The sequence below is a fragment of the Micromonospora sp. NPDC047756 genome (genome assembly GCF_055587245.1).
The window spans coordinates 173,419-196,576 of the sequence record NZ_JBVJGQ010000010.1 but is presented as its reverse complement, the minus strand read 5'-3'; the positions used below and the strand labels follow the sequence as shown (position 1 = coordinate 196,576).

Below are 23,158 nucleotides of genomic sequence, written 5' to 3'. Positions count from 1 at the left end.
GATGTGAGCATACATTTGACCGGGTCCCGACCAGCGGCGGAAGGTGGTTCTCGTGGGCGCAGGGCATGACCACCACCATGGGTCCGTCGCCAATGCCGCACACCAGCACCGGGGTCGCCTCTGGGCGGCGTTCGGGTTGCTGGCCACCCTGATGGTGGTCGAAGCGGTGGTCGCACTCCACACCGGCTCGCTCGCCCTGCTCTCCGACGCCGGGCACATGTTCACCGACGTGCTCGGCATCGGGATGGCGCTCGCCGCCATCACGGCGACCCGACGAGCCACCGGTGACCCGCAGCGCACCTTCGGGCTCTACCGGCTCGAGGTGCTCGCCGCGCTGGCCAACGCCGTCCTGCTCTCCGGCGTCGCGATCTACGTGGTGATCGAGGCGATCCGCCGCTTCGGTGACCCGCACCAGGTCATCGCCGGCCCGATGCTCGCGGTTGCCGTACTCGGCCTGCTGGCGAACATCGCCGCCTTCGCGCTGCTGCGCGCCGGGGCCCGGGAGAGCATCAACCTCCAGGGCGCCTACCTGGAAGTGCTCGGTGACCTGCTCGGCTCGGTCGGCGTCATCGGCGCGGCGCTGCTGATCACCGTCACCGACTGGTGGTGGGCCGACCCCCTGGTCGCGGTCGCCATCGGCGTGTTCATCCTGCCGCGCACCTGGCGGCTGGCCCGCGCCGCCATCCGCATCCTGGTGCAGGCCGCCCCGGAGCACCTCCAGGTGACCGCCGTGCACGACCGGCTCGCCGCCGTCCCCGGGGTCGTCGAGGTGCACGACCTGCACGTCTGGACGCTCACCTCGGGCATGGAGGTGGCCTCCGCCCACCTGACCATGGCACCGGGCGCGGAGGTCGGCGCGGTGCTCACCGCGGCACGCACGGCCCTGCACGACGACTTCCGCATCGAGCACGCGACGTTGCAGATCGAGCCCGGCGCCGCCTCCGGGGCCTGCGGCTCCATCGAATGGTGACCGGTTCGCAGTTTTCCGTGGTGACGCACGCACCGTCCGTCACATTGGCTGCAGCGGTCCCACCCGCACCGGTAGGCTCGGTCCCGGCCACCACCAGAAGGCGCCTCCCGGCGCCGGTGGCGGTCGCCGCCTAATCGCCCAACCGGGCGAACCGGGGAACCACGTTCCTGGGGTGCATCCGCGTCAGCGGTAGGGATCTTCCGTCCCGAACCCGTCAGCTAACCCGGTCGGCGGCTGACGGAAGGACATGCGCAGTGGCACCAGCACGACCACCCGCCGCCCGACTGGCGGCCCTGATCGTCGCGATGTTCGCCCTCGGCGTCGCGCTCCCGGCCGGCACCGCCTCGGCCGCTCCCCCGACCGGCCTGCGGGCCGCCGCACCCGACTCCGACGAGGAGGGCGGCACCCCGGCGTTGCGGGCCCAGCTTGAAGCGGCCAGCAAGGGCTACCTGGACGCGAAGCGCGCCCTGGACACCTCGGTGCAGCGGCAGAAGCAGCTCGGCACCCAGTTGAAGACCATCGAGGTCGAGATCGACCAGCGCAACGGCAAGGTCGGCGAGATCGCCGAGGTCGCCTACCGCACCGGCCGGCTCGGTGCGATGTCGGCGCTGCTCAACAGCAGCACCCCCGAAGGCTTCATGGACCGGGCAGCCGCGCTGGACGCGGTGGCGGCCAACGAGGACCGGGTGCTACGCGACCTGCTCGACAGCAAGGACAAGGCCAACCGCACCCGGATCGCCCTGGACGGCGAGATCAACGAACAACGCAAGCAGGTCGCGGTGATGGCCAAGCGCAAGGATCAGGCCGAACGGGCCCTGACCGTGGCCACCACACCCAAGCCGCAGACCACCGCGGACGGCGGCTCCAACCGGGGCACCTCCAACGCCAACGCGAAGGCCGCACCGCGCAACTCCGACGGCTCCTGGCCCTCCGAGTCGTGCAGCGTCAACGACCCCACTCCCGCCAACGGCTGCATCACCCCGCGCACCCTGCACGCGCTCAACCAGGCCAAGGCCGCAGGATTCACCCGGTACGTCTCGTGCCACCGCCCCAGCGGCTCGGGTGAACACCCGAAGGGCCGGGCCTGCGACTTCGCGGCGCAGAAGAACGGGTTCGGCGGCAACGCCACCGGCGGCGACAAGACGTACGGCAACAACCTGGCCGCGTACTTCATCCGCAACGCGGACCGGCTCGCCGTGCTCTACGTGATCTGGTACAGGCAGATCTGGCTGCCCAGCAGCGGGTGGAAGTCGTACAGCGGGGCGCACGGCACCCCGTCGACCGACCACACCAACCACGTACACCTGTCGGTCTACTGACCCGCGCGTCGCGATGCCTGTGAGCCACCGGCTGGCTCACAGGCATCGCGTGTGTCCGGGCCGGGCTACGTCAGCGGGCGTACCCCTGATGTCGTCGCTCGTCGGACGACCCGGCGGTGGCCGGCGAGCAGCATCGCGGTATGCCTCGGATCCGACCCACCACCCGCAAGGCGCTGCTCACCCTGCACCTCGTCACGTCGCTCGGCTGGCTCGGCGCCGACCTGGTGCTGCTCACCCTCGGCGTCGCCGTGCAGCGGGGCGCCGACCCGGCAGTGGTCTACCCGGTCACTGCCCTCGTCGGCACGGTGCTGTTCGCGCCGCTGAGCGTCCTGGTCTGGCTGATCGGAGTCGCCAGCTCGCTGCTCACCCCATGGGGTCTGCTGCGCCACCGCTGGGTGCTGGTCAAGCTCGTGCTCACCACGGTGATGGTCGGGCTGGTGCTGTTCCTGCTCACCCCGAACCTGCGTCACGCCGGGGCGGTCGGCGCCGCCCTACCCGCCCGCGATCGCGCCGACCTGGTCATCGCGCCGGCGGTGTCGACCAGCCTGATGATCATTGCGACAGTGCTGTCCACCTACAAGCCGTGGGGCCGACGCCCCACCACCCGCCCGACCCGCACCAGCGCCCCAACCAGCATCTAAGACACCCAAGGCCCCGCATGCCCCGAGCGTCCCGCACACCCGCACGCCCCCGCGCCCCCGCACCACCGCGCGCTCCGCGCGCCCCGCGCGCTCCGCACCACCGCGCGCCCCGCACGTCCGCGCCCCCGCACCTCCGCACCTCCGCACCTCCGCACCTCCGCCCGTCCCGCACGCAGCGCCCCGCGCCCCCGCGCGCCCCGCGCCCCGCCAGCGCTCAGCGCCCCCCGCGATCTTGCACTTCCTGCACCGACATAAGGGCCCATCCCCACTGATATCGACAGCCGAAACTGCAAGATCGACGCGGCAGGGGCGTCGACGGGCACGCCGGGCACCAGGGGCGCCGCGCACCCGGGCGCGCCGGGCACCAGGGGCGGCAGCGGGGGCGCCGCCTGCGTGCCGGGGCGCTGATCGGCGCGCCAGGGGCGTCGACGGGCGCGCCGGGCACCAGGGGCGCCGGGTGCCCGGGGGCGTCGCCGGCGCGCCGGGGGTGCCAGGGGCGTGTCGGGGGCGGTAGCGGGGTGGGTCAGGGGGGTGGGGCGTTGTTGGTGCGGTCCAGGGCGGCGCCCAGCCGGGTGGCGAGGGCGAGGTGCGCGGCCTGGGCCTGGCGGAACGCGTAACGGAACAGGGGCGTCGGCGCGGTCAGAGTGATCTCGACGTCGATGCGGGTCAGACCGTCCGGCTCGGCGCGTAGTCGGGTGTGGTTTCGCACCGTGGTGGCCGGCCACTGGCGGGCCACCATGACGATCTCGTCGGCCTCATTGATCAGTACGTCGGCGTGGTAGGTGGTCCGGAAGCGCAGCGGCCCGGCCGCCAACCGGTCGTTGATCGTGTAGCTGGCCTGGGCGCCGGGCCGCGGCGGCACCCGGCGGACCCGGACGATCAGCGGGTGCAGCTCGCCCTGTCGGGTCAGGTCGCTGAGCAAGGCTGCCGCCTCGGCGGGTGAGCACCGGGCCTGGACGGTGTAGCTGAAGGTATCGCTGCTGCGCACACCGTCTCCCGCCGTCGTTGGTCGCCCGATCGTCCCGTACCGATGTCTTGCTGGCAACGCCCCACGAACCCGCAGCGCCGCGCCGGACCGAGCCGATGCGACAACCTGCCACTACCTACGCCATTAAGGTCGGTTAGTGCGAAATCTCCCGAAGGTGCCGGAAGGCGACCAGCGTGAACGGCGACGACCGATGAGTGGGCACGTGATGGTCTTCGCGCCCACCCCACAGCTGACGGTGATGGTGGACCAGCCGAACGACCATCCCGAGCTGCACCTGCACCCGGGTGGGCAGGGCGTGTGGCAGGCGCGGATGGTGCTCTCCCTCGGAGTCGACGTGGTGCTCTGCGCCGCCCTCGGCGGTGAGATCGGCCAGGTGCTGGAGCCGCTGCTGGTCAGCGAGGGCGTGGACCTCAAGGTGGTGGTCCGTGACTCCGGCAGCGGCGGGTACGTGCACGATCGCCGCGACGGCTCCCGGCGGGAGATCGCCGACGTGCCCGGGCAGCCGCTAAGCCGGCACGAGATCGACGAGCTGTACAACCTCGCCCTCGGCGAGGGCCTGCGGGCCTCGGTGAGCATCCTCAGTGGGCCGAACGAGCCGTGGCTCGTGCCAGCCGATCTGTACCGACGCTTCGCCGCCGACCTCGGCGCGAACGGTTCTCGGGTGGTGGTCGATCTCTCCGGCGATCACCTCGCTTCGGTGCTGGAGAGCGGGGTGTTCTTCCTCAAGGTCAGTCACGAGGAGTTGATCCGCGACGGCCGCGCCCGCAGTGACGACACCGACGAGCTGACCCGGACCATGTACGAGTTGCACGCGGGCGGCGCCGAGACGGTGGTGGTGAGTCGCGCCGACCAGCCGGCGTTGGCGCTCATCGACGGGGAGCTGTTCCAGGTCGAGATGCCCCGGCTGGAGGCCGCCGACCCACGCGGCGCGGGCGACTCGATGACGGCCGGAGTGGCCGCCGTGGTGGCCCAAGGCGGAGACATTCGAACCGCCATCCGCACCGGTGCCGCCGCTGGCGCGCTGAACGTGACCCGGCACGGCCTGGGCACCGGGCGGCTGGACTCGATCACCGGCCTGGTGGACCGCGTCCGGCTGGTGCCGGCGGACAGCCGGCAACAGGAGCGGACCACCCCGGACGAGTTGGCCGGCCGGGTGGTCGAACGATGACCCTGCGGGTGCTGATCACCAACGACGACGGGGTCGCCGCGCCGGGCATCCAGGCGCTGGCCTGGGCAGCCCGGCAGCGGGGCCTGGACGTGGTCGTGGCCGCGCCGATGGAGGAGGCGAGCGGCACCAGCGCCGCGATGAGCGCCATGGAGCGCGACGGGCGGGTGGTCGTGAACGACCACCCGCTGCCGGACCTGGCGGGGGTGCCGGCGTACGGGGTCGCCGGGTCCCCGGGTTTCATCACGCTGATCGCCCTGCACGGGGCGTTCGGGCCACCGCCGTCGGTGGTGCTCTCCGGCGTCAACCGGGGCGCCAACGCCGGTCGGGCGGTGCTGCACTCCGGGACCGTGGGTGCGGCGTTCACCGCCGCCAGCAACGGCTGCCGGGCGATGGCGGTCTCCCTGGACGTGCTCTCCGCAGGCGAGGCGACGGCCGCGAGCGGCGGCGCCGCGGTGGACGCCGCAGCGCGGGTACGCGACGCCGAGCGGCACTGGGGCACCGCCGCGCGGGTCGCCCTGGACCTGCTCCCCCGCCTGACCTCCGCGCCCCTGGAGAGCGTGCTCAACGTGAACACCCCCGACCTGCCGCACGGGCAGCTGCGTGGGGTGCGGCGCGCCACCCTGGCCAGCTTCGGTCAGGTGCAGATGACGGTGGCCGAATCCGGGCACGGGTTCGTCCGTACCTCGCTGGAGGAGCCGGGCCAGGCCGCACAGCCGGGCACGGACGTGGCGTTGCTGGCCGCCGGGTACGCGTCGGTGACGGCCATCCGAGCGGTCATCGAGGCGACCGACATCGACCTGACCGGCCTGGACGAGCAGCCCTGACGGGGGGACCCGACGCGCTCAGGCGCCGGGCAGCACCTCGGGGGTGGCAGCGCCGGCGAAGTAGGGCTCCGGGGCACCGAAGAGGCCGAGCAGGCCGGTCACCCAGAGCTGCCGGTGCACGAACCGGCTGGGCTGGGTCACCACCAGCTTGACGTCGCTGACCTCGGCTGTCTGGAAGCCGGCAACCATGGCGCTGATGCCGACCGAGTCGATGAAGGTGACCAACCTCATGTTGAGTTCGATGCGCAGCGGGCGGCTCTTGGCCAGCACCTCCGCGATCGCTTCGCGCACCTCGTACGCTGTGTCGACGTCGATCTCACCCCGTGGGGCGATCTCCACGACACCACCGGACAGAACCGACTGCACGATCGACAGGCTCACGCGAGCACCTCCACCCGCCCGTCCCCCGGGCGCCTCATCAGTACGCGGGCCGCGACCGAGAGTATTCCTCCGACGGCCTCGGTCGCCACCCCTCGGGATGAGCAATTCGCGGATCCGGGCCCACAAAGCCGCCCATATCCGTACTTTTCAGTATCTGATTACTCAAGACTTTTCGTTATCTGACCATCGGCGAGCAGTCGTGACCGGCCCGCCGCCGAACCAGGGTAGCGGTCCGGGGCCGGCGCGCCCGACAACCGGCCCGTGACGTACGCCCGCCCGTGTGCCGTCGGCGTGTCGCCCACCATCGACCGGCGCGACCCGCGCCGCCGGTTGCCGGCGCGCCCTAGCATCAGCCGGGAGACCATCGCGACGGAGAGGATCTTCGATGATCAAGCGACTTGCCGGGCTCGCCGGCCTCGGTGTTCTGCTCGCCCTCGTCCTGGCCTGCGGTTTCGGCGGCGGCGGCGACGATGACGACGATGACGACGACTTCGCCCGAGGTACCGCCGTGTCAGCGGTGCGCTGATCCGGTGACGTGCCACGTCGCGGCGCTCCGAGCCACCGGTTGCGCGCACGGCTCGGGGTTTGCGTTCGGCTGACGCGGGGCACTGCGGGGTAGGCGACACCGTGACGCGCTGGAAAGACGCCGAAGTCCGAAGTGGCCGGCGGCTTCGGCACCTGAGGAGGTAACCACGATGTTCGGAACCAACCTGCTGGACCGCCGCAGCAAGCCGGAGCGGATCGCGGACCAGGCATGGGAGCACCTGCTCTCGGCGGTCAGCTATGCCGGTGACAGTGTGCGGGACACCGCCCGATCGGCCCGCCAGAACAGCAGCGACCTCGCCGACGGGGCGGGCGACCTGGTGGGCTCCGCCGCCGAGGAGGCGCGACGCCGCGCCTCGCTGGCCTTCGACGCGCTCGCCGGCCGACAGCCGGCACTGCCCTGGACGCTCCTGATCGGCGCCGCGCTCGTCGGCGCGGCGGTCGGCTGGGCCGTCGGCTCCGCCGCGCGCGCCGCTGGCAGCCGGGACGACACGGTCGACGACGTGGAGTTCGTCGACGTCGACCGCCCCAACTCCCCCGCCATCTGATCGACAGCAGCACCATCGGCCCCGCTCGACCCCGGTCGGGCGGGGCCTGCCGTCATCTGCCCGCTCCGGGTGGGACCGGTCCGCCGGGTGCCGGACCCCTCAGGCGGCCCGGCGGACCGGTGCATGGTTGGCGATCCGGGTCCCGTCCGGATCACCTGCTCAGTGGCTCGCGCCCATGGCGACTGCGGTTCTGGGTGGTTGTCGGCGCGGTGTTCGCACGCTGTCGGTGAGTGGCAGGACAAAGTGGACGTCGGCGCCGGTGGCAAACGCCGAAGTGATCTACGCAAGGGCGGTTCCTCTCGGGATCGGGCCCCGGGGGACGGGGTCGATCACCTGGCTGCCGCCGTGGCCCGGGGGACGAGCACGACGACGGGACGGGTAGAGCTGCCCTGGCTCCACCACCCGACGCGACGGCTCCCGCAATCGAGGAACGCGACTAACCGTAACCGAAAGCGGCTCGCTTTGGAAGCGCTCCCACCATCGATGTTTGCCCCCTCTTCCCCACCCGCGTCGCCCAGGTCGGGCCCCTTCGTCACCCGGTCCGGGCGAGGGCGGCTCACCCGGGGCGGCGGCAGGATCGCAGCACGGCGGACCTCCGACCGCGGCCAGCACCCGGTCCGCCATCGCGACAGCGGAGGAGGGACAGATGGCCATCGCGGAGATCAACCGCACCGACCAGGACATCCAGTCCGCCGTGCTCGACGAGCTGACCTGGGAACCACGGGTGCAGCCGCACGAGATCGGGGTCACCGTCGCCGAGGGCGTCGTCACCCTGACCGGCCGGGTGGACAGCTACGCCAAGAAGTGGGCCGCCGAACGAGCCACCCACCGGGTCGCCTCGGTCCGGGCGGTCGCGAACGACGTGGCCGTGCAGCTCACCAACGGCACCGAGCGCTCCGACAGCGACCTGGCTGCCGCGGCCAGCCGCGGGCTGGAGTGGGACGCGTTCGTACCAATCGAGAAGCTCCAGGTCACCGTCTCCGCCGGCTGGGTGACGCTGCACGGCGACGTCGAGTGGGAGTACCAACGCCGGGCGGCCGAACGCGCGGTGGCCCGGCTGACCGGCGTACGCGGGGTGAGCAACGGCATCACGGTCCGACCGGCCAGCGCGCCGGACGCCGGCAACCTGGCCGACCGGATCGTCGACGCTCTCGCCCGGGCCGGAGCGACCGAGGCCGAACGGATCAGCGTCCGGGTGCACGGCGACACCGCCATCCTCGCCGGCCTGGTGCACTCGATGCCCGAACGGGCCGAGGTCGAGCAGGTGGCCTGGTCCGCGCCGGGCATCCGGGAGGTGCAGAACCACATCGCGGTCGCCCCGGTGCTGCGCTGAGCGGGCGCCGGCGTCCCACTGGGCGGGCGCGGGGCGGGCGCGGAACCACCCGGGGTGGGTGAGCCCGTCTCACCCACCCCGGGAGCAGGCTGGTGGCATGAGTGATCCGAACGGGCTGATCCAATCGGGACGCACTGCGCCCGGTTTCACCCTGCCGGCCACCCCGGACGGGGCCCTGCTGGGGCCTGAGCAGTTCCGTGGCCGGCCGGTCGTGCTCGCCTTCTACCCCGCCGACTGGAGCCCGGTCTGCGGTGACCAGATGTCGCTCTACCAGTCGGCGGCACCCGTCTTCGCCCAGTACCAGGCGGTGGTGCTCGGCGTGTCGGTGGACAGCATCTGGTCACACCGGGCGTTCGCGGAGAGCCGGGGCATCGAGTTCCCCCTGCTGGCCGACTTCGAGCCCAAGGGCGAGGTGGCCCGCAGCTACGGCGCGTACATGCCCAACGGCGAGGCGGCCCGCGCGCTGGTGGTGCTGGACCCGACGGGGAAGGTGGCCTGGAGCTACCTGTCGCCGCCCGACGTCAACCCCGGCGCCGACGGCATCTTCGACGCGCTGGACCAACTCGCCGCCGATCGGAAGGTGATGGCCCGATGAGCACGCCACTGCAGGTCACCGCCCGACTTCGAGACCCGGTGACCACCGACGACCACATCCGGGGGCCGGCCGACGCGGCGGTCACCATCGTCGAGTACGGCGACTTCCAGTGCCAGTTCTGCGGTGCCGCGTACCCGAACCTGCACGAGTTGCTGCGGCAGCGGGCCGACACCGTACGGCTGGTCTACCGCTATTTCCCGATCGCCAACGTGCACCCGTACGCCGAACGGGCCGCCGAGACGGCCGAGGCCGCCGGGGTCCGGGGTCGGTTCTGGGAGATGCACGACTGGCTCTACGAGCATCAGGACCAGCTCGACCCGGTGCACCTCTCGCTCGGCGTCGAGCAGGTCGGCCTGCCGCCGGACGAGTTGAACGCCGAGGTGGAGAACCGTGCGCACGCGGACCGGGTGCGTCGGGACTTCGTGGGGGGCATCCGCAGCGGGGTGAACGGCACCCCGACGCTGTTCGTCAACGGCATCCGGTACGACGGCGGGTACGACCTGGCCGACCTGCTGACGGCAGCGGATGCCGCCGCCAACGCCTGACCCGCTCAGATCAGACGCAACTCGCGCGCCCGCCGGACCGCCTCGCGCCGGCGGGTCGCGTCGAGTTTGCGGTAGATGTTGCGGACGTGGGTCTTGACGGTGTTGACCGAGAGGGACAACTCGCTGGCGATCTCCACGTTGGACAGGATGCTCTGCAGGTAGCGCAGGATGGTCAGCTCCCGTTCGGTGAGCGGCTCGTCGAGCGCGCCCCTCGGCCCGGCGGTCGGCTCGACGGCACCCTGTCCCGCGCCCCGCACCAGGTCACTGACCAGCGTGAAGTGCGCGGTGCCCGCATCCAGGTGCGCGGCCAGCAGGTCCCGCACCGGTGGTTCGGCACGGGTGAAGACCCTGCGGCAGCCCTGCGGGCCGGCCAGGCCCAGCGTCTGCTCCAGGATCCGACCCGCCCGACGCCCGTCCCCGGCGCGCTGGGCCAGCACCGCGTCGAGCAGACCGGCGTCCAGGCGTACCGGTAGCGGCCAGGCCGTGGCGGACGGCGCCTGCCAGTCCGGCAGGGTCCGCTCGGCGATGGCGGCGTCACCGGCTCGCAGCTGCACCTTCGCCAACGTCACGGCGAGCACCGGGTCGGCCCCCTCGTCGGTGGCGTCGGCCAGCAGGTCGCGGGCCGAGTCCAGGTCGCCCCGCGCGGCCCGCAGTTCGGCCTCGGCGGCCCGCAGCAGGCCGGTCAGCTCGTCGGCGGACGGCCGGTCGGCCAGCGCGTCCCGGGCCTGGGCGAGCAGTCGTTGGCCGGTCGCCGGGTCGCCCGAGTCGCGGCGTAGCTGCGCCTGGCACAGCGCGGCCACCGCCGCCGCCACCGGCTCGTCGCCGGCGGCGGTCAGCCAGTCCCCGCCCAGGGCCGGGTCGCCGGCCCAGCCGGGCGTGACGTCGAGCGCCCCGACGGCGAGGGCGAGGTTCGCGGTGGCCTCCTCGGGCTGGTCGCGCAGCAGCGCCACCACGGCGAGAGCCAGGTACGCGTGACCGCAGTCGAGCCGACAGGACCAGCCCCGACAGGGCGGCATGGCGAGCGCGTCCCTGGCCGCCTGCTCGGCGGCCCGCAGCTCGCCGCGCACCGCGAGCAGCAGTGCGGCGCGGCTCGCGGCGACCAGCTCGGTGCGGGGCCGGCCGGCTTCCCGCGCGGCCGCCCGGGCCCGCACGAACCGGGCGGTGGGCAGCGCCCCGTCGGCCACCTCGACCAGCCCCAGCGCGGTGCCGGTGAACGCCCGCAGGTCCAGGTCGTCGGCGGCGCCGCCGCCACCGGCCGTCGGGGCGGAACTCGAAACCCCCGTCGGCGGCCGGGTCGGCGTCGCCTCCGCCGGGCGGGTGCGCAGCAGGCGGGCGGCGGCGGCCCGGACCTCGGCGCGGTCGCCGGCGAGCCGGGCCACTGTCAGCTCCAGCGCGGTGACCAACCGCAGGAACCGGTCCCGTCGCGGCACCGGCAGACCCGCGGCGTGCCCGGCGGCGGCGCGCAGGTGAGCGGTGGCGGCCGGCAGGTCACCGGCGTACGCGCGCTCGGCGGCGCAGGCCAGCGCCACCTCCGGGTCGGCCCGGATCACCTCCGCCGACGGCGGGGTGGGCGCCGGGGCCTGCACCGGGTCCCGGTCGAAGCGGGTCAGCTCCGGCCAGTGCGCGACGAACAGGTCACCGGCCAGGTCCCAGCGGCCGGCGGCCAGGGCGTGCCGCAGCGCGTCGGCGGGACGCCCGTCACCCGCGTACCAGTCGGCGGCTCGGACGTGCAGGTCGCGTAGCTCGTCGGCGGGCAACCGGGCGAGGTCGGCGCGGAGCAGGTCGGCCAGCAGGGAGTCGTACCGGTACCAGGGCGGACGGGTGTCCTCGCGGTGCAGCAGACCACCGGTCCCGGCCAGGTCGGCCAGCACCTGCCCGGCATCGGCGCGGCCGGTCAGCGCCTCGGCCAGGTCGGCGCAGACGGAGTCGACGACGGCGGTACGGCGCAGCATCTCCCCCTCGGCCGGGTCGAGCGTCGCCAGCACCTCCTCACGCAGGTAGCCGGCGATCTCCGGGTGGTCTCCGCCGACCTGCCCCACCCAGCGCTCCGGGTCGGGCTGTCCGCGTACCGCGAGGGCGGCGATGCGCAGCGCGGCCGGCCAGCCTCCGGTGCGCTCCCGTAGCCGGCGCACCGCGGTCGCCGGCAGCGCGGCGGCGTGAGCGGTGAGCAGGTCGGCCACCTCGTCGTCGGTGAACGCCAGCTCGTCCGGGCCGATCTCGGTCAGCTCGCCGGCGAGACGGAGCCGGTGCAGCGGCAGGTGCAGTCCGGCCCGCGCGCCGATCACCAGACGGAGCCGCCGCCCGGCATGACGCAGCAGGAACTCCAGGCCGGTCAACGCCGCCGGGTCGGCGACCCGGTGCAGGTCGTCCAGGATCAGCAGTACCGGCCGGTCGGCGGCGGCGAGCATGGCGGCCAGCGCCTCCAGTTGGTCGGGGCGCGGCGGCCGGTCGGGCACCGGGCCACCCTCCGTCGCCCCGGTCGCCGAACGCAGCGCCGCGGCGAGGTACGCCCAGAGCCGGTCGGAGTCGTCGCCGGCCTCCACCGACATCCACGCCGAGACCGGCATGTCAGCCGATGAGACCGACAGATCACCGGAGTCCGGCACCATCGCGCCCGGCTCCACGTCGGGCGGCGCACCGCCCAGCCGCATCCAGGACGCCAGCAGGGTGGTCTTGCCCCAACCGGCGGGAGCGGCCACCAGGGTGACCGGTCCCGCGCTGCCCTCGTCCAACCGGCGCAGCAGGCGGGGCCGGGCGACCACCGGCTCCGGCGGCACGGCCGGCGTCAGCCGGGACGCCAACAGCGGTGGCCCCGATGCCGGTTCGACCCGTACGTGATCCTGTTCCGGCACCCGGCCCCACCCCCACCACGCGCTCCGCCCCCGGTCGGCGAGCGGTTACCCGGCACGAGCCGGTTCACCCCTTCCGGGCGAGCGCGCTTCACCCGGATGCGACCGACGATCGGGGGACGTGAACCGGGAGGACGGGTGGTACCGATGGGACGGCTGGCGCGGGCGGGACCAGCCCTCGGTGCGGCGGCGCTGGCCGGGGCGGCGCGGCTGCTGCGCGTACCCCGTCGGGGTGGCCGCCCCGGCGCGGGCGGTGACCCCGCGGCACGTGGCCGGCACGGCGCGGACGGTGACGCCGCCGCGCCGGCCCGGTGGGAGGTGGTGACCGTCGACCGGCCGCCGGAGCAGGTGCTGCCCGACGGCCGCCTGCCGGAGCCGCTGCGCCGCCTGGACGGGGCGGTCGAGGTGCGGGTGCGCCCGGCGCCCGGCGACCGGGGCACCGAGCTGGCCGCCCGACCGCGGGCCGGCGTCACGCCGCCCACCGGGCTGGCCGCGCACCTCATCGGCGACGACCCGGCTCTGCTGGTCCGCAGGACCCTGCGCCAGATCAAGCAACGGGTGGAGGCCGGTGAGGTGCTCCGCGCGGACCGCTCGGCGCTGGACCGCCCCGAGGTCCCCGGATGAGAGCGCTGTGTTGGGTGGCCGCCGGCGAGCTGGCCGTACGCGAGGTCCCCGACCCGGAGCTGCGCAACGAGCGGGACGTCATCGTCCGGGTTCGCCGCAGCGCCACCTGCGGCGGTGATCTGCCGCTGCTGGCCGGCGGGCACCCGCTGCTGCGGCCGGGCGACGTGCTCGGTGCGGAGTTCCTGGGCGAGGTGGTGGAGGTCGGCCCCGGGGTCCGCCGACACCGCGCCGGCGACCGGGTGGTCGTCGGCGCGAGTGTGGCCTGCGGCGGCTGCTGGTACTGCCGTCAGGGCCTGCACTCCTGCTGCGACAACGCCCACGCCGACCTGCCCAGCGCCGACCCCGACTGGGTCCGCTCCGACGTCGGCTGTTTCGGCCGGCCCCGCGCGGCGGGCGGTTTCGCGGGCGGCCACGCCGAGTACGTGCGGGTGCCGTACGCCGATGTGAGCGCCTTCGGGGTGCCGGACGCCGTCGCCGACGACCGGGCGGTGTTCGCCGCGGACGTGGCGCCGACCGGGTGGCTCGCCGCCGAGTTGGGCGCGGTGCGTCCCGGCGACGTGGTGGCGATCTGGGGTGCCGGGGCGGTGGGTCAGTTGACCGCCGGGGCGGCGGTGCTGCGCGGAGCCGCCCGGGTGCTGGTGGTGGACCGGCACGAGCAGCGGTTGCGGATGGCCGAGCGGCACTACGACGCCGAACCGCTGGACTACCGCCACACCGACGTGGCGGCTGAGCTGCGCGACCGAAGCGGTGGGCGCGGGCCGGACGTGTGCGTGGTGGCGGTCGGCACGCCGCCGGCCCGGTCGAGGGCCGAGAGGTTCGGTGGCCCGCACGCCGACCGACCGGACGCGCTGCGGGAGGCCGTGCACGCGTGCCGCAAGAGCGGTGTGGTGGTGGTGCTCGGCGCGACGGGCGGGTTCGTCGACGCGTTCCCGCTGGGCGCGCTGACCGAGCGGCGACTCACGCTGCGCGGCGCCAGCCGGCCGGATCTGCGGGACGTGCCGATGCTGCTGGACCGGATGGCCCGCGACGAGCTGCGGACCGAACACCTGGCCACCCACCGGCTGCCGTTGGCGCAGGGCCCCGAGGGGTACGCGCTGTTCCGGGACCGGGCCGACGGCTGCGTGCGCGCCGTGTTCACCCCGTGACCGCCTCCTCGTGATCGCTGATCGGCGATCACGAATGGCAGACTCTGAGGATGACTGGCGAGCGAACGTACGACGTGGTGCTGTTCGGAGCGACCGGGTTCACCGGCGGCCTGACCGCCGAGTACCTGGCCCGGAACGCGCCGGCCGAGTTGCGCTGGGCGTTGGCCGGGCGCAACCCGCAGCGCCTCGCCGCCGTCCGGGAGCGGCTCGCCGCGATCGACCCGGGCCTGGCCGACCTGCCGTTGCTCACCGCCGACGTGACCGACGCCGAGTCCCTGCGGGCGGTGGCGGAGAGCGCCCGGGTGGTGGTCAGCACTGTCGGCCCGTACATCCACCACGGGGAGCCGCTGGTCGGGGCCTGCGCCCGGGCCGGCACCGACTACCTGGACATCACCGGCGAGCCGGAGTTCGTCGACCTGATGTACGTGCGGCACCACGCCGAGGCGGCCCGCACCGGCGCGCGGCTGGTGCACGCCTGCGGCTTCGACTCCGTCCCGCACGATCTGGGGGTTTGGTTCACCGTCAAGCAGCTGCCCGCCGACGTCCCGATCACGGTGGACGGGTACGTGCGCGCCGGCGGTCGGTTCTCGGCCGGCACCTACCACTCGGCGCTCACCGCGTTCTCCCGTACCGGGCAGGCCAGCCAGGCGGCCCGAGACCGTCGGGCGGTCGAGCCGCGCCCCACCGACCGGCGGGTCCGGGCGGTGCCCGGCCGGCTGGCCCGCTCGGCGGAGCTGGGCATCTGGACCGTGCCGCTGCGGACCATCGACCCGCAGGTGGTGCGCCGCTCGGCTGCGGCCCGCCCGGAGTACGGCCCGGACTTCCGCTACCGGCACTTCGCCGCAGTGAAGCGGCTGCCCACCGTGCTGGTCGGCGCGGCCGGGCTCGGCGCGTTGATGGGGCTGGTGAAGCTGCCGCCCAGCCGACGCTGGCTGCTCGGCCGGCTCGCGTCCGGGCAGGGGCCCACGGCGCAGCAGCGGGCGTCGTCCTGGTTCCGGGTCCGGTTCGTCGGCACCGGCGGCGGGCGGCGGGTGGTCACCGAGGTCGCCGGGGGCGATCCCGGCTACGACGAGACGGCGAAGATGCTCGCCGAGTCGGCGCTGTGCCTGGCGCTCGACGAGCTGCCGTCGACCGCCGGCCAGCTCACCCCGGTCGCCGCGATGGGTGACGCGCTGCTCGACCGGCTCGTCCGGGCCGGCCTCACCTTCCGGGTGCTCAAGCAGGAGACGCGGGAGGCGGCGGCTTGACCCTCAACCGGGTCGAGGGGGCAGGATGCCCAGCGTGAGTGACCTGCACAGCATCGGCGAGCTGGCCCGCGCCAGCGGCCTGACCGTCAGCGCGCTGCGATTCTACGACTCGGCGGGGGTGCTGGAGCCGACCCTGGTCGACCCGGTGACCGGCTACCGCTGGTACGCCGAGGGGCAGATCGCCCCGGCCCGGCTGGTGGCCGGGCTGCGTCGGATCGGCATGCCGGTGCCGGAGATCGCCGCCGCGGTACGCGCCGAGCCGGCAGTGGTGCACCACCTGCTCGACGCGCACCTGCGCCGACTGGTCGACGGGCTCAGCGACGCCCGCCGCGAGGTCGACCGGCTCCGCGCCCTGGTGGACCCGACCCCGCCGACCGCCACCACACTCCTGGTCACTCCCGCCGCCCTGGCCGCCGCGCTCGACGCGGTGCGCTTCGCCGTCGGCGTCGACCCGGAGCTGCCGATGCTGGCCGGGGTGCTGTTCGACGTGGAGTCCGCCGGCGTCCGGCTCGTCGCCACCGACCGGTACCGGCTGGCGCTGGCTCGGGCCGGGGCCGACGTCGACGGACCGCCGGTGCGGGTGTTCCTGCCGGTGGCTCTCGTCGACGAGCTCCGCCCGCTGCTCGACACCGACGACACCTGGCCGGTGCGGCTGACGGTGGCGGGCACGGATCTGCGGGTGCGGGTGGCCGACCACACCCTGAGCGCCGCCGCCCTGCCGTACGACTTCCCGGACTACCACCGGCTGTTGCGGAAGTCCGTCGGTGAGCGGCCGACCGCGCGCCGGATCCCGGTGGACGTGGCCGCGCTGCGCGCCGCGCTGGCCGACCCGGGGGCACCCACCGTCGCCCTCGACCACGACGGCACGACCCGGGCGGTCACCGTGCTCGGCGTCGACGAGCACGGCGGGCTGCGGTTGCTCCCCGCCGCCGACCTGGGCACCGACGCGCTGCGCGTCGGGGTGGACGGTGGTTACCTGCTGGACGCGCTGAACGCGGCCGGCGGGGCGCAACTGGTGCTGGAGCTCGACGGGCCGATCGCCCCGCTGGCCGTACGCCGACCCGACGACGCCGACACCTACTCGGTGCTGATGCCGATCCGGCTGGAGAACCTCCCCGTCCCGGGCCGAGAGGGCCGCGACGGTAGCATCTGATGGTTCACCAGTGAACCCCGGACGGAGGCGTACGGAGCAGCATGCTCGACATGGAGTTGATCCGGAAGGATCGCGAGGCGGTGGCGACCGCGTTGGCGAAGCGTCTGGATCCCGCCGAGGTCACCCGATCCCTGGACGAGATCCAGCGGCTCGACCAGGAACGCCGCGCCCTGATCACGGAGATCGACGCCGAGCGGCAGCGCCGCAAGGCCGAGGCCCGGGCGTACGCGCAGGCAAAGCGGGCCGGCGAGGAGCCGCAGGCCGTCGCGCCGGAGGCGGAGCGTAAGCAGCTCGCCGAGCTGGAGTCCCAGCTGGACGAGGTGCAGGCCCGGCTGCGCGACGCGATGAGCGAGCTGCCCAACCTGCCCAGCGACGACGTGGTGGCCGGCGGCAAGGAAGCCAACCGGGTGGTCAAGACCTTCGGCGAGCCGCCGGTGATCGATAAGGTCCGCGACCACGTGGAGCTGAGCCGCGCGTTGGGCCTGGTCGACTACGAGCGCGGGGTCAAGCTCGGTGGGTCCGGTTTCTGGATCTACACCGGCATCGGCGCCCGGTTGGAGTGGGCGCTGCTCAACTACTTCGTCGACCAGCACATCAGGGCTGGCTACGAGTTCCTGCTCCCGCCGCACCTGCTGCTGGATTCGGCCGGCTTCGCCGCCGGGCAGTTCCCCAAGTTCTACGACGACGTCTACCACCTGGACTCGGCGTCCGCCCCGCGCGGCCAGTTCCTGCTGCCCACGTCGGAGACGGCGATCCTCGGCGCGTACCAGGACGAGATCCTGGAAACCCCGAAGCTGCCGCTGAAGGCGTTCGCGTACACCCCGTGCTACCGGCGGGAGTCGGCCGGCTCGCACTCGGACGAGCGCGGCACGGTGCGTGGCCACCAGTTCAACAAGGTGGAGATCTTCCAGTTCACCCTGCCGGAGCAGGCCGACGCGGCGCTGGAGGAGATGCTCGCCCACGCCGAGAGCCTGGTCGAGGGGCTGGGCCTGCACTACCAGCGCACGCTGCTCTCGGCCGGTGACGCCAGCGCCTCGATGAAGAAGACCCTCGACATCGAGGTGTGGATGCCGAGCACCGGCAAGTACAAGGAGGTGTCGTCGGTCTCCTGGGCCGGCGACTACCAGGCGCGTCGGGCGGCCATCCGTTACCGCGAGCCGGGCGGCAAGCAGACCCGTTTCGTGCACACCCTCAACGGGTCGGCGCTGGCCACCAGCCGGCTCTTCCCGGCCATCCTGGAGCAGAATCAGCAGGCCGACGGCAGCGTCCTGATCCCCAAGGTCCTCCAGGACCGCCTGGGCACCGACCGTCTGACCCCGCGCTAGACCCACTCACCCCGCCGATCTTGCACTTTCTGTCGTCTCGATGCCCCGATCCGCGTCTTTTGGGGCGACAGAAAGTGCAAGATCGCGGGTGTGTCGACGGGGCGGGGCCGGTGCGTTCGCACCAGCCCCGCCGTGGTCGATTTCGACGGTTCAGACGCCGAACGCCTCCACGGAGGTCAGCCGGGCGTCACCGGGTTGCCATTCGGCGACCGCGACCGCCAGGTACCGCGCGGAGGATCCGATCGCGACGGTGGTCTCGGGTTTCGGCTTCGGCACCGAGGCGACCGTCACGTAGCCGAGCCCGTCGGCCGAGGTGGCGACGGTGACCGGCCGCCGCCGACCGGGAGTCCAGGTCAGTCGGACCGAGGCCAGGTCCTCCAGCGATCCGAGATCGACCACCATCCGCCCGTTCGGGCCGGGTTGCCAGGCCGTCCCCGGGTCGCCGTCGACGGCGGCCGACGGGTCGGTCATGCCGGCCGGAAGCGGTGACGTCGGGTAGGTCGTCCGGGACCGGGCCAGGTCACTGGTCGGCGTCACCGTCCCACCCGCGAACGCGACGTCCTTGCGGTGTCCGGCGGGTACCGTCACCCGCTGTCGGGCGCCGCCGGCCGCGGACTCGATCTGCACCTTCACGATCTGCCCGGCCGGCGCGGTGACTCGGAGGTGGTGCGAGTCGGTGACGTCGAACCGGGTACCGGCGGGAACCGTCTTCCCCGGCTGCGCCGAGGTCACGATGAACCGGGGCGGCTCCACGCGTGCGGTCGCGGCGGCAAGGTCGACCTGGTAGGTGCTGGTCCCCGATCCGGTGACCTGGCTTCCGCGGTACAACCGCAGCGTGGCGTGCTGCGCAAGCGTGACGGAAGCCGCCGTGACGTCGTCGCCGGACAGGTTGAACAGGCTCAGGTAACCGTCCGCGTCACTCACCCGCAACGCCTCCGGACCGCCGCTGGGCAGGGTCCGGGACGCCGCGGCGGCCAGGGCCGACCTGCTGGCGCCCGCGTACCCCTCGATGATCAACCGAGTGCTGCCGGTGGCCGGTCCGCTGGACAGGGTGACGGTGGTGGCGGTCACGGTGATCGGGTTCTGGGCGTTGTGGACCACCAGACCCGCTCGCCCGTCGACGTCCAGCCAGGAGCCGGCGACGGTCGGGCTGTCCGGCACCACCGCCGCGTCGCTCCAGTCGGTGCCGTCGAGCGAGGTCTGGATGACGTAGCGGCTGCCGTACGCGGCCTCCCAGTCCAGGCGTACGCCGTTGATGTCGACGGACTCGCCGAGGTCGACGGCGAGCCAACTGTCCGCGCGGGCGCGTTCGTCGCGGGCGACCGCCCAGCGGGTGGAGGGGTTGCCGTCGGTCGCGCGCGCCGCCGGGTAGGCGGGGTCGGCGGACGAGGCCGTCGCGGGCCGGCCGATGGCGCGGTCGACCCCGCCGGCGTCGAGCACGGCGAAGGCGAACAGCGAGTAGCCGTACTGGGTGGAGGGGGTTCGACCGAGCATGCGCACGTACCGGGCGGAACGAGGCGCGAAGCTGATCTGGTCGGTTCCGCCGTCGCCGACGCCCGACTGTCCGGCCAGGGCGACGGACCCCTGTTCGCCGGTGAAGGTACGGGTGCCGGTGAGCCCGGGTACGCCGGGCATGTCCAGGTTGAACAGGGTGAACGTGCCCTCGTCGGCACCGGTGCCGGTGGTGGCGTACACGACCGTTCCGGTGGGCAGCGTGGCGTATCCGGCGGTGCCGCCGGCGACGCGGAGCACTGTCGCGGTGGCGTCGAGGCCGTCGCGGGCCACGGTGTACGCGGCGGAGGTGCGGCCGAGGACCGGCGCGGACTGCCTCGGCAGCAGCGAGGCGGCCCGGGTGTCGAACAACCAGTTGTCGTGGGCGGGGGCCCACTGGAACGAGACGAATCCGGTCTTGCTGACCGCGGCGGCGAAGGCGGCCGCACTCTGTTGGGCGGTCAGCCCGGCCTGCGACCCGAAGTCCCGGGTGCCCGCCGCCGCCGCGAAGAACGTGGTGCTGGTGACCGGCTGGACCACGCCGCCGTTGGCTGCTCGCCAGGCATGGAAGAGGTAACTGATGGCGATCTCGGCCCGGGCTTCGGGCTCGTACTTCGGCTCGCCGCTGAACTTGGTGAGCCGATTCTCGGGCGGGTAGTTCAGGTAGGGCATCAGCCGCTCGGCGAGGTCCGCCTCGGCCCGGGCGGCATGCCGGTCGCCCTGGACCTGCGCGAGGAAGGCGAGCGGCAGGACGTCACGGCCGTACAGGTGGTAGCGGTCCGCGACCATCGGCATGAAGGGCTCGCCGGCATCGCTGGCCAGCAGCCGCATGGTCCGCCACAGTTGGTCGCCGTTGGGCTGCCGGGACAGTGCCTCGGGGAGCGGTTGGCCGGCGGTCAGGAAGTGCGCCGCGGTCCGACCCGCGGTGCGCCACAGTTCCTCCTGGTAGTGCGGGCCGAAGGAGCCGTGGTTCTCGACGAGGAACGTGTCGTGGATGTTGTGGGCGGTGTTCCAGTCGGCGACCGCCCGACCGTCGACGAGGGCGGGGTTGGCCCGGTCGGCTGCCGGCAGTCCACTCGCGTTGAGCGTCCACATCGAGAATCGCTCGCGCCACGCCGCGGCGGCGGGGTCGTCCGTCGCCCAGGCCAGGCCGGGCGCGATCGCCTGGGCGTAGACCCCCATCTCCTCGAGCTTGGTGTCACCGACCCAGCCACCGGTGAGGCCGTTCGGTGTCCAAGCGCCACTGAGCGGGTCGTTACCGGTGCCGAGAGAGTGGGCGTACGCGGCCTGCCCACGGGCGATGCGGTCGACGTTGTTGCGGGTCACCACGTCCAGTTCGGACCAGAGCAGTCGGGCGGCCAGGACGAAGTACAGCTCGAAGGTGCTGTCCCAGAACAGCTGCCGGCCCCACTCGGTGCCGCCGGCGAGCCGGTTGGTGGCCGCGAACCGGCGGATGGTGGCGACGGTACGGGCGTGCAGGGTGTCCCGGTCGATGCCTGCTGCCGCCGGGTCGTACCCGGGCGAGATGAGCAGGACCGCGTTACCGAGGACGACCGCGAACCGGAAGTCCGCGAGGCGGTACGCGTTGATCGCCGGATCCCACTGCTCCTCGGCCCATCGGGTGTGGGCCAGCAGCAGCGCGTGGTAGGTGCTGGCAACCGGGCCGGTGGCAACGGCCGGTGACGTGGCGGTGGTTGGCGCGGCCTGGGCGGCGGCGGGTCGGGCGATGGCGAGTCCCGCGCCGACGGCGCCGCCAAGGATGAGGAGCCGCCGCCTGCTCAACTCGAATTCGGATATACGCATGGCGGTCCTTCGGTGTGACAACGTTGTCAGCCCAGCCTCCGATGATCGTTTCCCGATGTCAAGACCAACGCGTTACCTCAGGCCCCCACCGCGCCCTCATCGTTGATCATGAAGTTGTTGCTCCCCGCCTCGGCGTGTCGGGGCAATAACTTCATGATCGACGAGGGCTGGGGTCGGGCGGCGCTTCGCCAGGAGCGCGGTCAGGAGCAGGAGGGCCAGGGCGGCCAGCAGCACCACCGGGCCGATCAGATCCAGGGCGTCGGCCAGGGCTCGCTGGACCTGGGCGGCCACCCGGATGACCGGGTCGTGCAGCGCGTCGCGGCGGCCGGCGGCGAGGCGCAACTCGTACCAGCCGTACCAGCCGACGTAGCAGCCGGTGACCAGCAGCACCAGGCCACTGAGGCGAGGCACCAGCGCGCCGGCGACGCGCAGCCGGGCCACCAGGCCGTCGCGCACCAGCGCCACCCCGAGCGCGGCGACCGCGACCACCAGACCCATCCCGAGGGCGTACGCGCCGAACAGCGCCAACCCCTGACCGGTCGAGCCGGCCTGGAGGCTGGTCACCACGATGGCCAGGAACGGTGCGATGGCGCAGCCGAGCGACGCCAGCGCGTACGCGGCGCCGAACAGCACCATCGACGGCCAGGAGCGGGTCAGCCGAGGCGCCCGGGCCGACCAGCCGGGGGCGGGCAGCCGCCGACCGGCCAGCAACCAGCAGCCGGCCACCACCAGCAGCACGCCGAGCGCCACGGTCAGCCACGGCAGCCGAGGCCGCAACCAGCCGGCCAGCGGTGCCAGCGCCAGGCCGAACGCGCCGAACACCAGCACGTACCCCACTGTCAGCCCGGCCGCCGCGGTGAGCGCGCGGCCGACCGCGCCGCGGGTGTCCGACGTCCCGGCGACCAACAGCGAGAGGTACGCGGGCAGCAACGCGAAGCCGCACGGGTTGACAGCGCCGAGCATGCCGGCGGTCAGCGCGAGCAGCAGAGTGGCGGTCACGCCCCGGCCAGTGCGGCGACCTTGGCGGTGAGCGCCTCACCGTCCAGGAAGCCGTGGTGCACGACGGCGCCGTTCCGGTCGATGATCACGAAGATGCTCTGCTCGGTCACCTTGAACCGCTTCCAGAGCGCGCCCTTGGCGTCCTCGATCTGCGGCGTCCCGCCGAGGTCGAACTCGGTGACGAACTCCTTCATGGCTTTCCGCTCGCCCAGCCCGGCGACGCCGACGATCGGCACGGTGTCCCGGTATCGGGGTTCGATCTCGGCCACCGTCCAGGCCTGACTGGCGCAGGTGGCGCACCAGGGCGCCCAGAACCACAGCACCACCGGCTTGCCGGCGAGCCGTGCCGCGTCGAACGCCGCCCCACCGAGCGTGGTCCCGGTGAAGCGCAGCACGTCCGGGACCCGCGCCGCAGCGGCCGACGGCGCACCGGTCGGCGTGGGCGCTACCCCGGTCGGTGCGGATGACGCACCGGTCGAGGTGGACGGCGCACCGGTCGAGGCCGGGGCCGATCCGGCGGCGGCGGGCCCACCCGGCGCGGTGCCGGTACAGGCGGCGACACCGAACAGGGCCAGTACCAGCGCCCCGGCGGCGGCGACCCGGCGGCACTGCCCGGCTCTTCTCCACGCCCTGCTGATCCGCATCCGCTTCTCCGTTCCGGTCCGGA

The 23,158-nt window shown here is 73.5% G+C and carries 20 protein-coding genes, 1 pseudogene and 1 riboswitch; of the genes and pseudogenes, 15 read left to right on the top strand and 6 right to left on the bottom strand.

Annotation, left to right across the window (positions count from 1 at the left end; all coding sequences use genetic code 11):
* Positions 1-52: 52 nt before the first annotated feature.
* From ACZ6NZ_RS30290 to ACZ6NZ_RS30280, 3 genes are all read left to right on the top strand, one after another.
* Positions 53-970, top strand: a complete 918-nt coding sequence (locus tag ACZ6NZ_RS30290) for a cation diffusion facilitator family transporter (protein WP_366608966.1) — start codon at positions 53-55, stop codon at positions 968-970.
* A 117-nt stretch (positions 971-1,087) separates the two neighbouring features.
* Positions 1,088-1,219: riboswitch (cyclic di-AMP (ydaO/yuaA leader) on the top strand.
* Positions 1,220-1,224: 5 nt separating this feature from the next.
* Positions 1,225-2,289: a coiled-coil domain-containing protein gene (locus ACZ6NZ_RS30285; protein ID WP_465861268.1), complete on the top strand. Its 1,065-nt coding sequence runs from the start codon at positions 1,225-1,227 to the stop codon at positions 2,287-2,289.
* 140 nt (positions 2,290-2,429) lie between these two features.
* Positions 2,430-2,930, top strand: a complete 501-nt coding sequence (locus ACZ6NZ_RS30280; protein ID WP_465861267.1) for a hypothetical protein — start codon at positions 2,430-2,432, stop codon at positions 2,928-2,930.
* 523 nt (positions 2,931-3,453) lie between these two features.
* On the opposite strand, the gene ACZ6NZ_RS30275 is transcribed toward ACZ6NZ_RS30280, so the two are convergent.
* Complete coding sequence (locus ACZ6NZ_RS30275) at positions 3,454-3,918, bottom strand: SRPBCC family protein (RefSeq protein ID WP_366608968.1); 465 nt, start codon at positions 3,916-3,918, stop codon at positions 3,454-3,456.
* A 190-nt stretch (positions 3,919-4,108) separates the two neighbouring features.
* Here ACZ6NZ_RS30275 and ACZ6NZ_RS30270 point away from each other — a divergent pair, with 190 nt between their 5' ends.
* Complete coding sequence (locus tag ACZ6NZ_RS30270; RefSeq protein WP_465861360.1) at positions 4,109-5,086, top strand: 1-phosphofructokinase family hexose kinase; 978 nt, start codon at positions 4,109-4,111, stop codon at positions 5,084-5,086.
* Positions 5,083-5,910 carry a 5'/3'-nucleotidase SurE gene (gene surE, locus ACZ6NZ_RS30265; RefSeq protein ID WP_465861266.1) on the top strand — a complete coding sequence of 276 codons (828 nt, stop codon included), beginning with the start codon at positions 5,083-5,085 and terminating at the stop codon, positions 5,908-5,910. The genes ACZ6NZ_RS30270 and surE overlap by 4 nt, the downstream gene beginning before the upstream one ends.
* Before the next feature lie 18 nt (positions 5,911-5,928).
* Here surE and ACZ6NZ_RS30260 read toward each other — a convergent pair whose 3' ends face one another.
* On the bottom strand, positions 5,929-6,291 hold the full coding sequence (locus ACZ6NZ_RS30260) for an STAS domain-containing protein (protein ID WP_366608971.1): 363 nt from the start codon (positions 6,289-6,291) through the stop codon (positions 5,929-5,931).
* A gap of 385 nt (positions 6,292-6,676) precedes the next feature.
* On the opposite strand from ACZ6NZ_RS30260, the gene ACZ6NZ_RS30255 reads away from it, so the two are divergent.
* From ACZ6NZ_RS30255 to ACZ6NZ_RS30235, 5 genes are all read left to right on the top strand, one after another.
* On the top strand, positions 6,677-6,817 hold the full coding sequence (locus ACZ6NZ_RS30255; RefSeq protein WP_465861265.1) for a hypothetical protein: 141 nt from the start codon (positions 6,677-6,679) through the stop codon (positions 6,815-6,817).
* A 169-nt stretch (positions 6,818-6,986) separates the two neighbouring features.
* On the top strand, positions 6,987-7,382 hold the full coding sequence (locus ACZ6NZ_RS30250) for a hypothetical protein (protein WP_366608973.1): 396 nt from the start codon (positions 6,987-6,989) through the stop codon (positions 7,380-7,382).
* 646 nt (positions 7,383-8,028) lie between these two features.
* The gene (locus ACZ6NZ_RS30245; RefSeq protein WP_465861264.1) at positions 8,029-8,715 is read left to right on the top strand and encodes a BON domain-containing protein; all 687 of its coding nucleotides are present in this window, start codon (positions 8,029-8,031) and stop codon (positions 8,713-8,715) included.
* 97 nt (positions 8,716-8,812) lie between these two features.
* Complete coding sequence (locus tag ACZ6NZ_RS30240) at positions 8,813-9,310, top strand: redoxin domain-containing protein (protein ID WP_465861263.1); 498 nt, start codon at positions 8,813-8,815, stop codon at positions 9,308-9,310.
* Entirely contained in the window at positions 9,307-9,855 is a 549-nt protein-coding gene (locus tag ACZ6NZ_RS30235) for a DsbA family protein (protein WP_465861262.1), read from the top strand. The genes ACZ6NZ_RS30240 and ACZ6NZ_RS30235 overlap by 4 nt, the downstream gene beginning before the upstream one ends.
* A gap of 5 nt (positions 9,856-9,860) precedes the next feature.
* On the opposite strand, the pseudogene ACZ6NZ_RS30230 reads toward ACZ6NZ_RS30235, so the two are convergent.
* A pseudogene (locus tag ACZ6NZ_RS30230) lies at positions 9,861-12,775 on the bottom strand (helix-turn-helix transcriptional regulator).
* 76 nt (positions 12,776-12,851) lie between these two features.
* On the opposite strand from ACZ6NZ_RS30230, the gene ACZ6NZ_RS30225 reads away from it, so the two are divergent.
* From ACZ6NZ_RS30225 to serS, 5 genes are read left to right on the top strand one after another with little or no spacing between them, the layout of a single operon-like run.
* Positions 12,852-13,328 carry a hypothetical protein gene (locus ACZ6NZ_RS30225; RefSeq protein WP_465861261.1) on the top strand — a complete coding sequence of 159 codons (477 nt, stop codon included), beginning with the start codon at positions 12,852-12,854 and terminating at the stop codon, positions 13,326-13,328.
* Positions 13,325-14,473 carry an alcohol dehydrogenase catalytic domain-containing protein gene (locus ACZ6NZ_RS30220; RefSeq protein ID WP_465861260.1) on the top strand — a complete coding sequence of 383 codons (1,149 nt, stop codon included), beginning with the start codon at positions 13,325-13,327 and terminating at the stop codon, positions 14,471-14,473. Before ACZ6NZ_RS30225 ends, ACZ6NZ_RS30220 begins: the two co-directional genes overlap by 4 nt.
* A gap of 50 nt (positions 14,474-14,523) precedes the next feature.
* Positions 14,524-15,720, top strand: a complete 1,197-nt coding sequence (locus ACZ6NZ_RS30215) for a saccharopine dehydrogenase family protein (RefSeq protein ID WP_465861259.1) — start codon at positions 14,524-14,526, stop codon at positions 15,718-15,720.
* 25 nt (positions 15,721-15,745) lie between these two features.
* Complete coding sequence (locus ACZ6NZ_RS30210; protein WP_465861258.1) at positions 15,746-16,873, top strand: DNA polymerase III subunit beta family protein; 1,128 nt, start codon at positions 15,746-15,748, stop codon at positions 16,871-16,873.
* Positions 16,874-16,914: 41 nt separating this feature from the next.
* Entirely contained in the window at positions 16,915-18,198 is a 1,284-nt protein-coding gene (gene serS / locus ACZ6NZ_RS30205) for a serine--tRNA ligase (RefSeq protein WP_465861257.1), read from the top strand.
* Positions 18,199-18,348: 150 nt separating this feature from the next.
* Here serS and ACZ6NZ_RS30200 read toward each other — a convergent pair whose 3' ends face one another.
* The 3 genes from ACZ6NZ_RS30200 to ACZ6NZ_RS30190 form a co-directional block, all read right to left on the bottom strand.
* The gene (locus ACZ6NZ_RS30200; RefSeq protein WP_465861256.1) at positions 18,349-21,492 is read right to left on the bottom strand and encodes a discoidin domain-containing protein; all 3,144 of its coding nucleotides are present in this window, start codon (positions 21,490-21,492) and stop codon (positions 18,349-18,351) included.
* A 96-nt stretch (positions 21,493-21,588) separates the two neighbouring features.
* Positions 21,589-22,491 carry a cytochrome c biogenesis CcdA family protein gene (locus ACZ6NZ_RS30195; RefSeq protein ID WP_465861255.1) on the bottom strand — a complete coding sequence of 301 codons (903 nt, stop codon included), beginning with the start codon at positions 22,489-22,491 and terminating at the stop codon, positions 21,589-21,591.
* Positions 22,488-23,135, bottom strand: coding sequence for a TlpA family protein disulfide reductase (locus ACZ6NZ_RS30190; RefSeq protein WP_465861254.1), 648 nt, complete (start codon positions 23,133-23,135; stop codon positions 22,488-22,490). Before ACZ6NZ_RS30190 ends, ACZ6NZ_RS30195 begins: the two co-directional genes overlap by 4 nt.
* Positions 23,136-23,158: the final 23 nt, after the last annotated feature.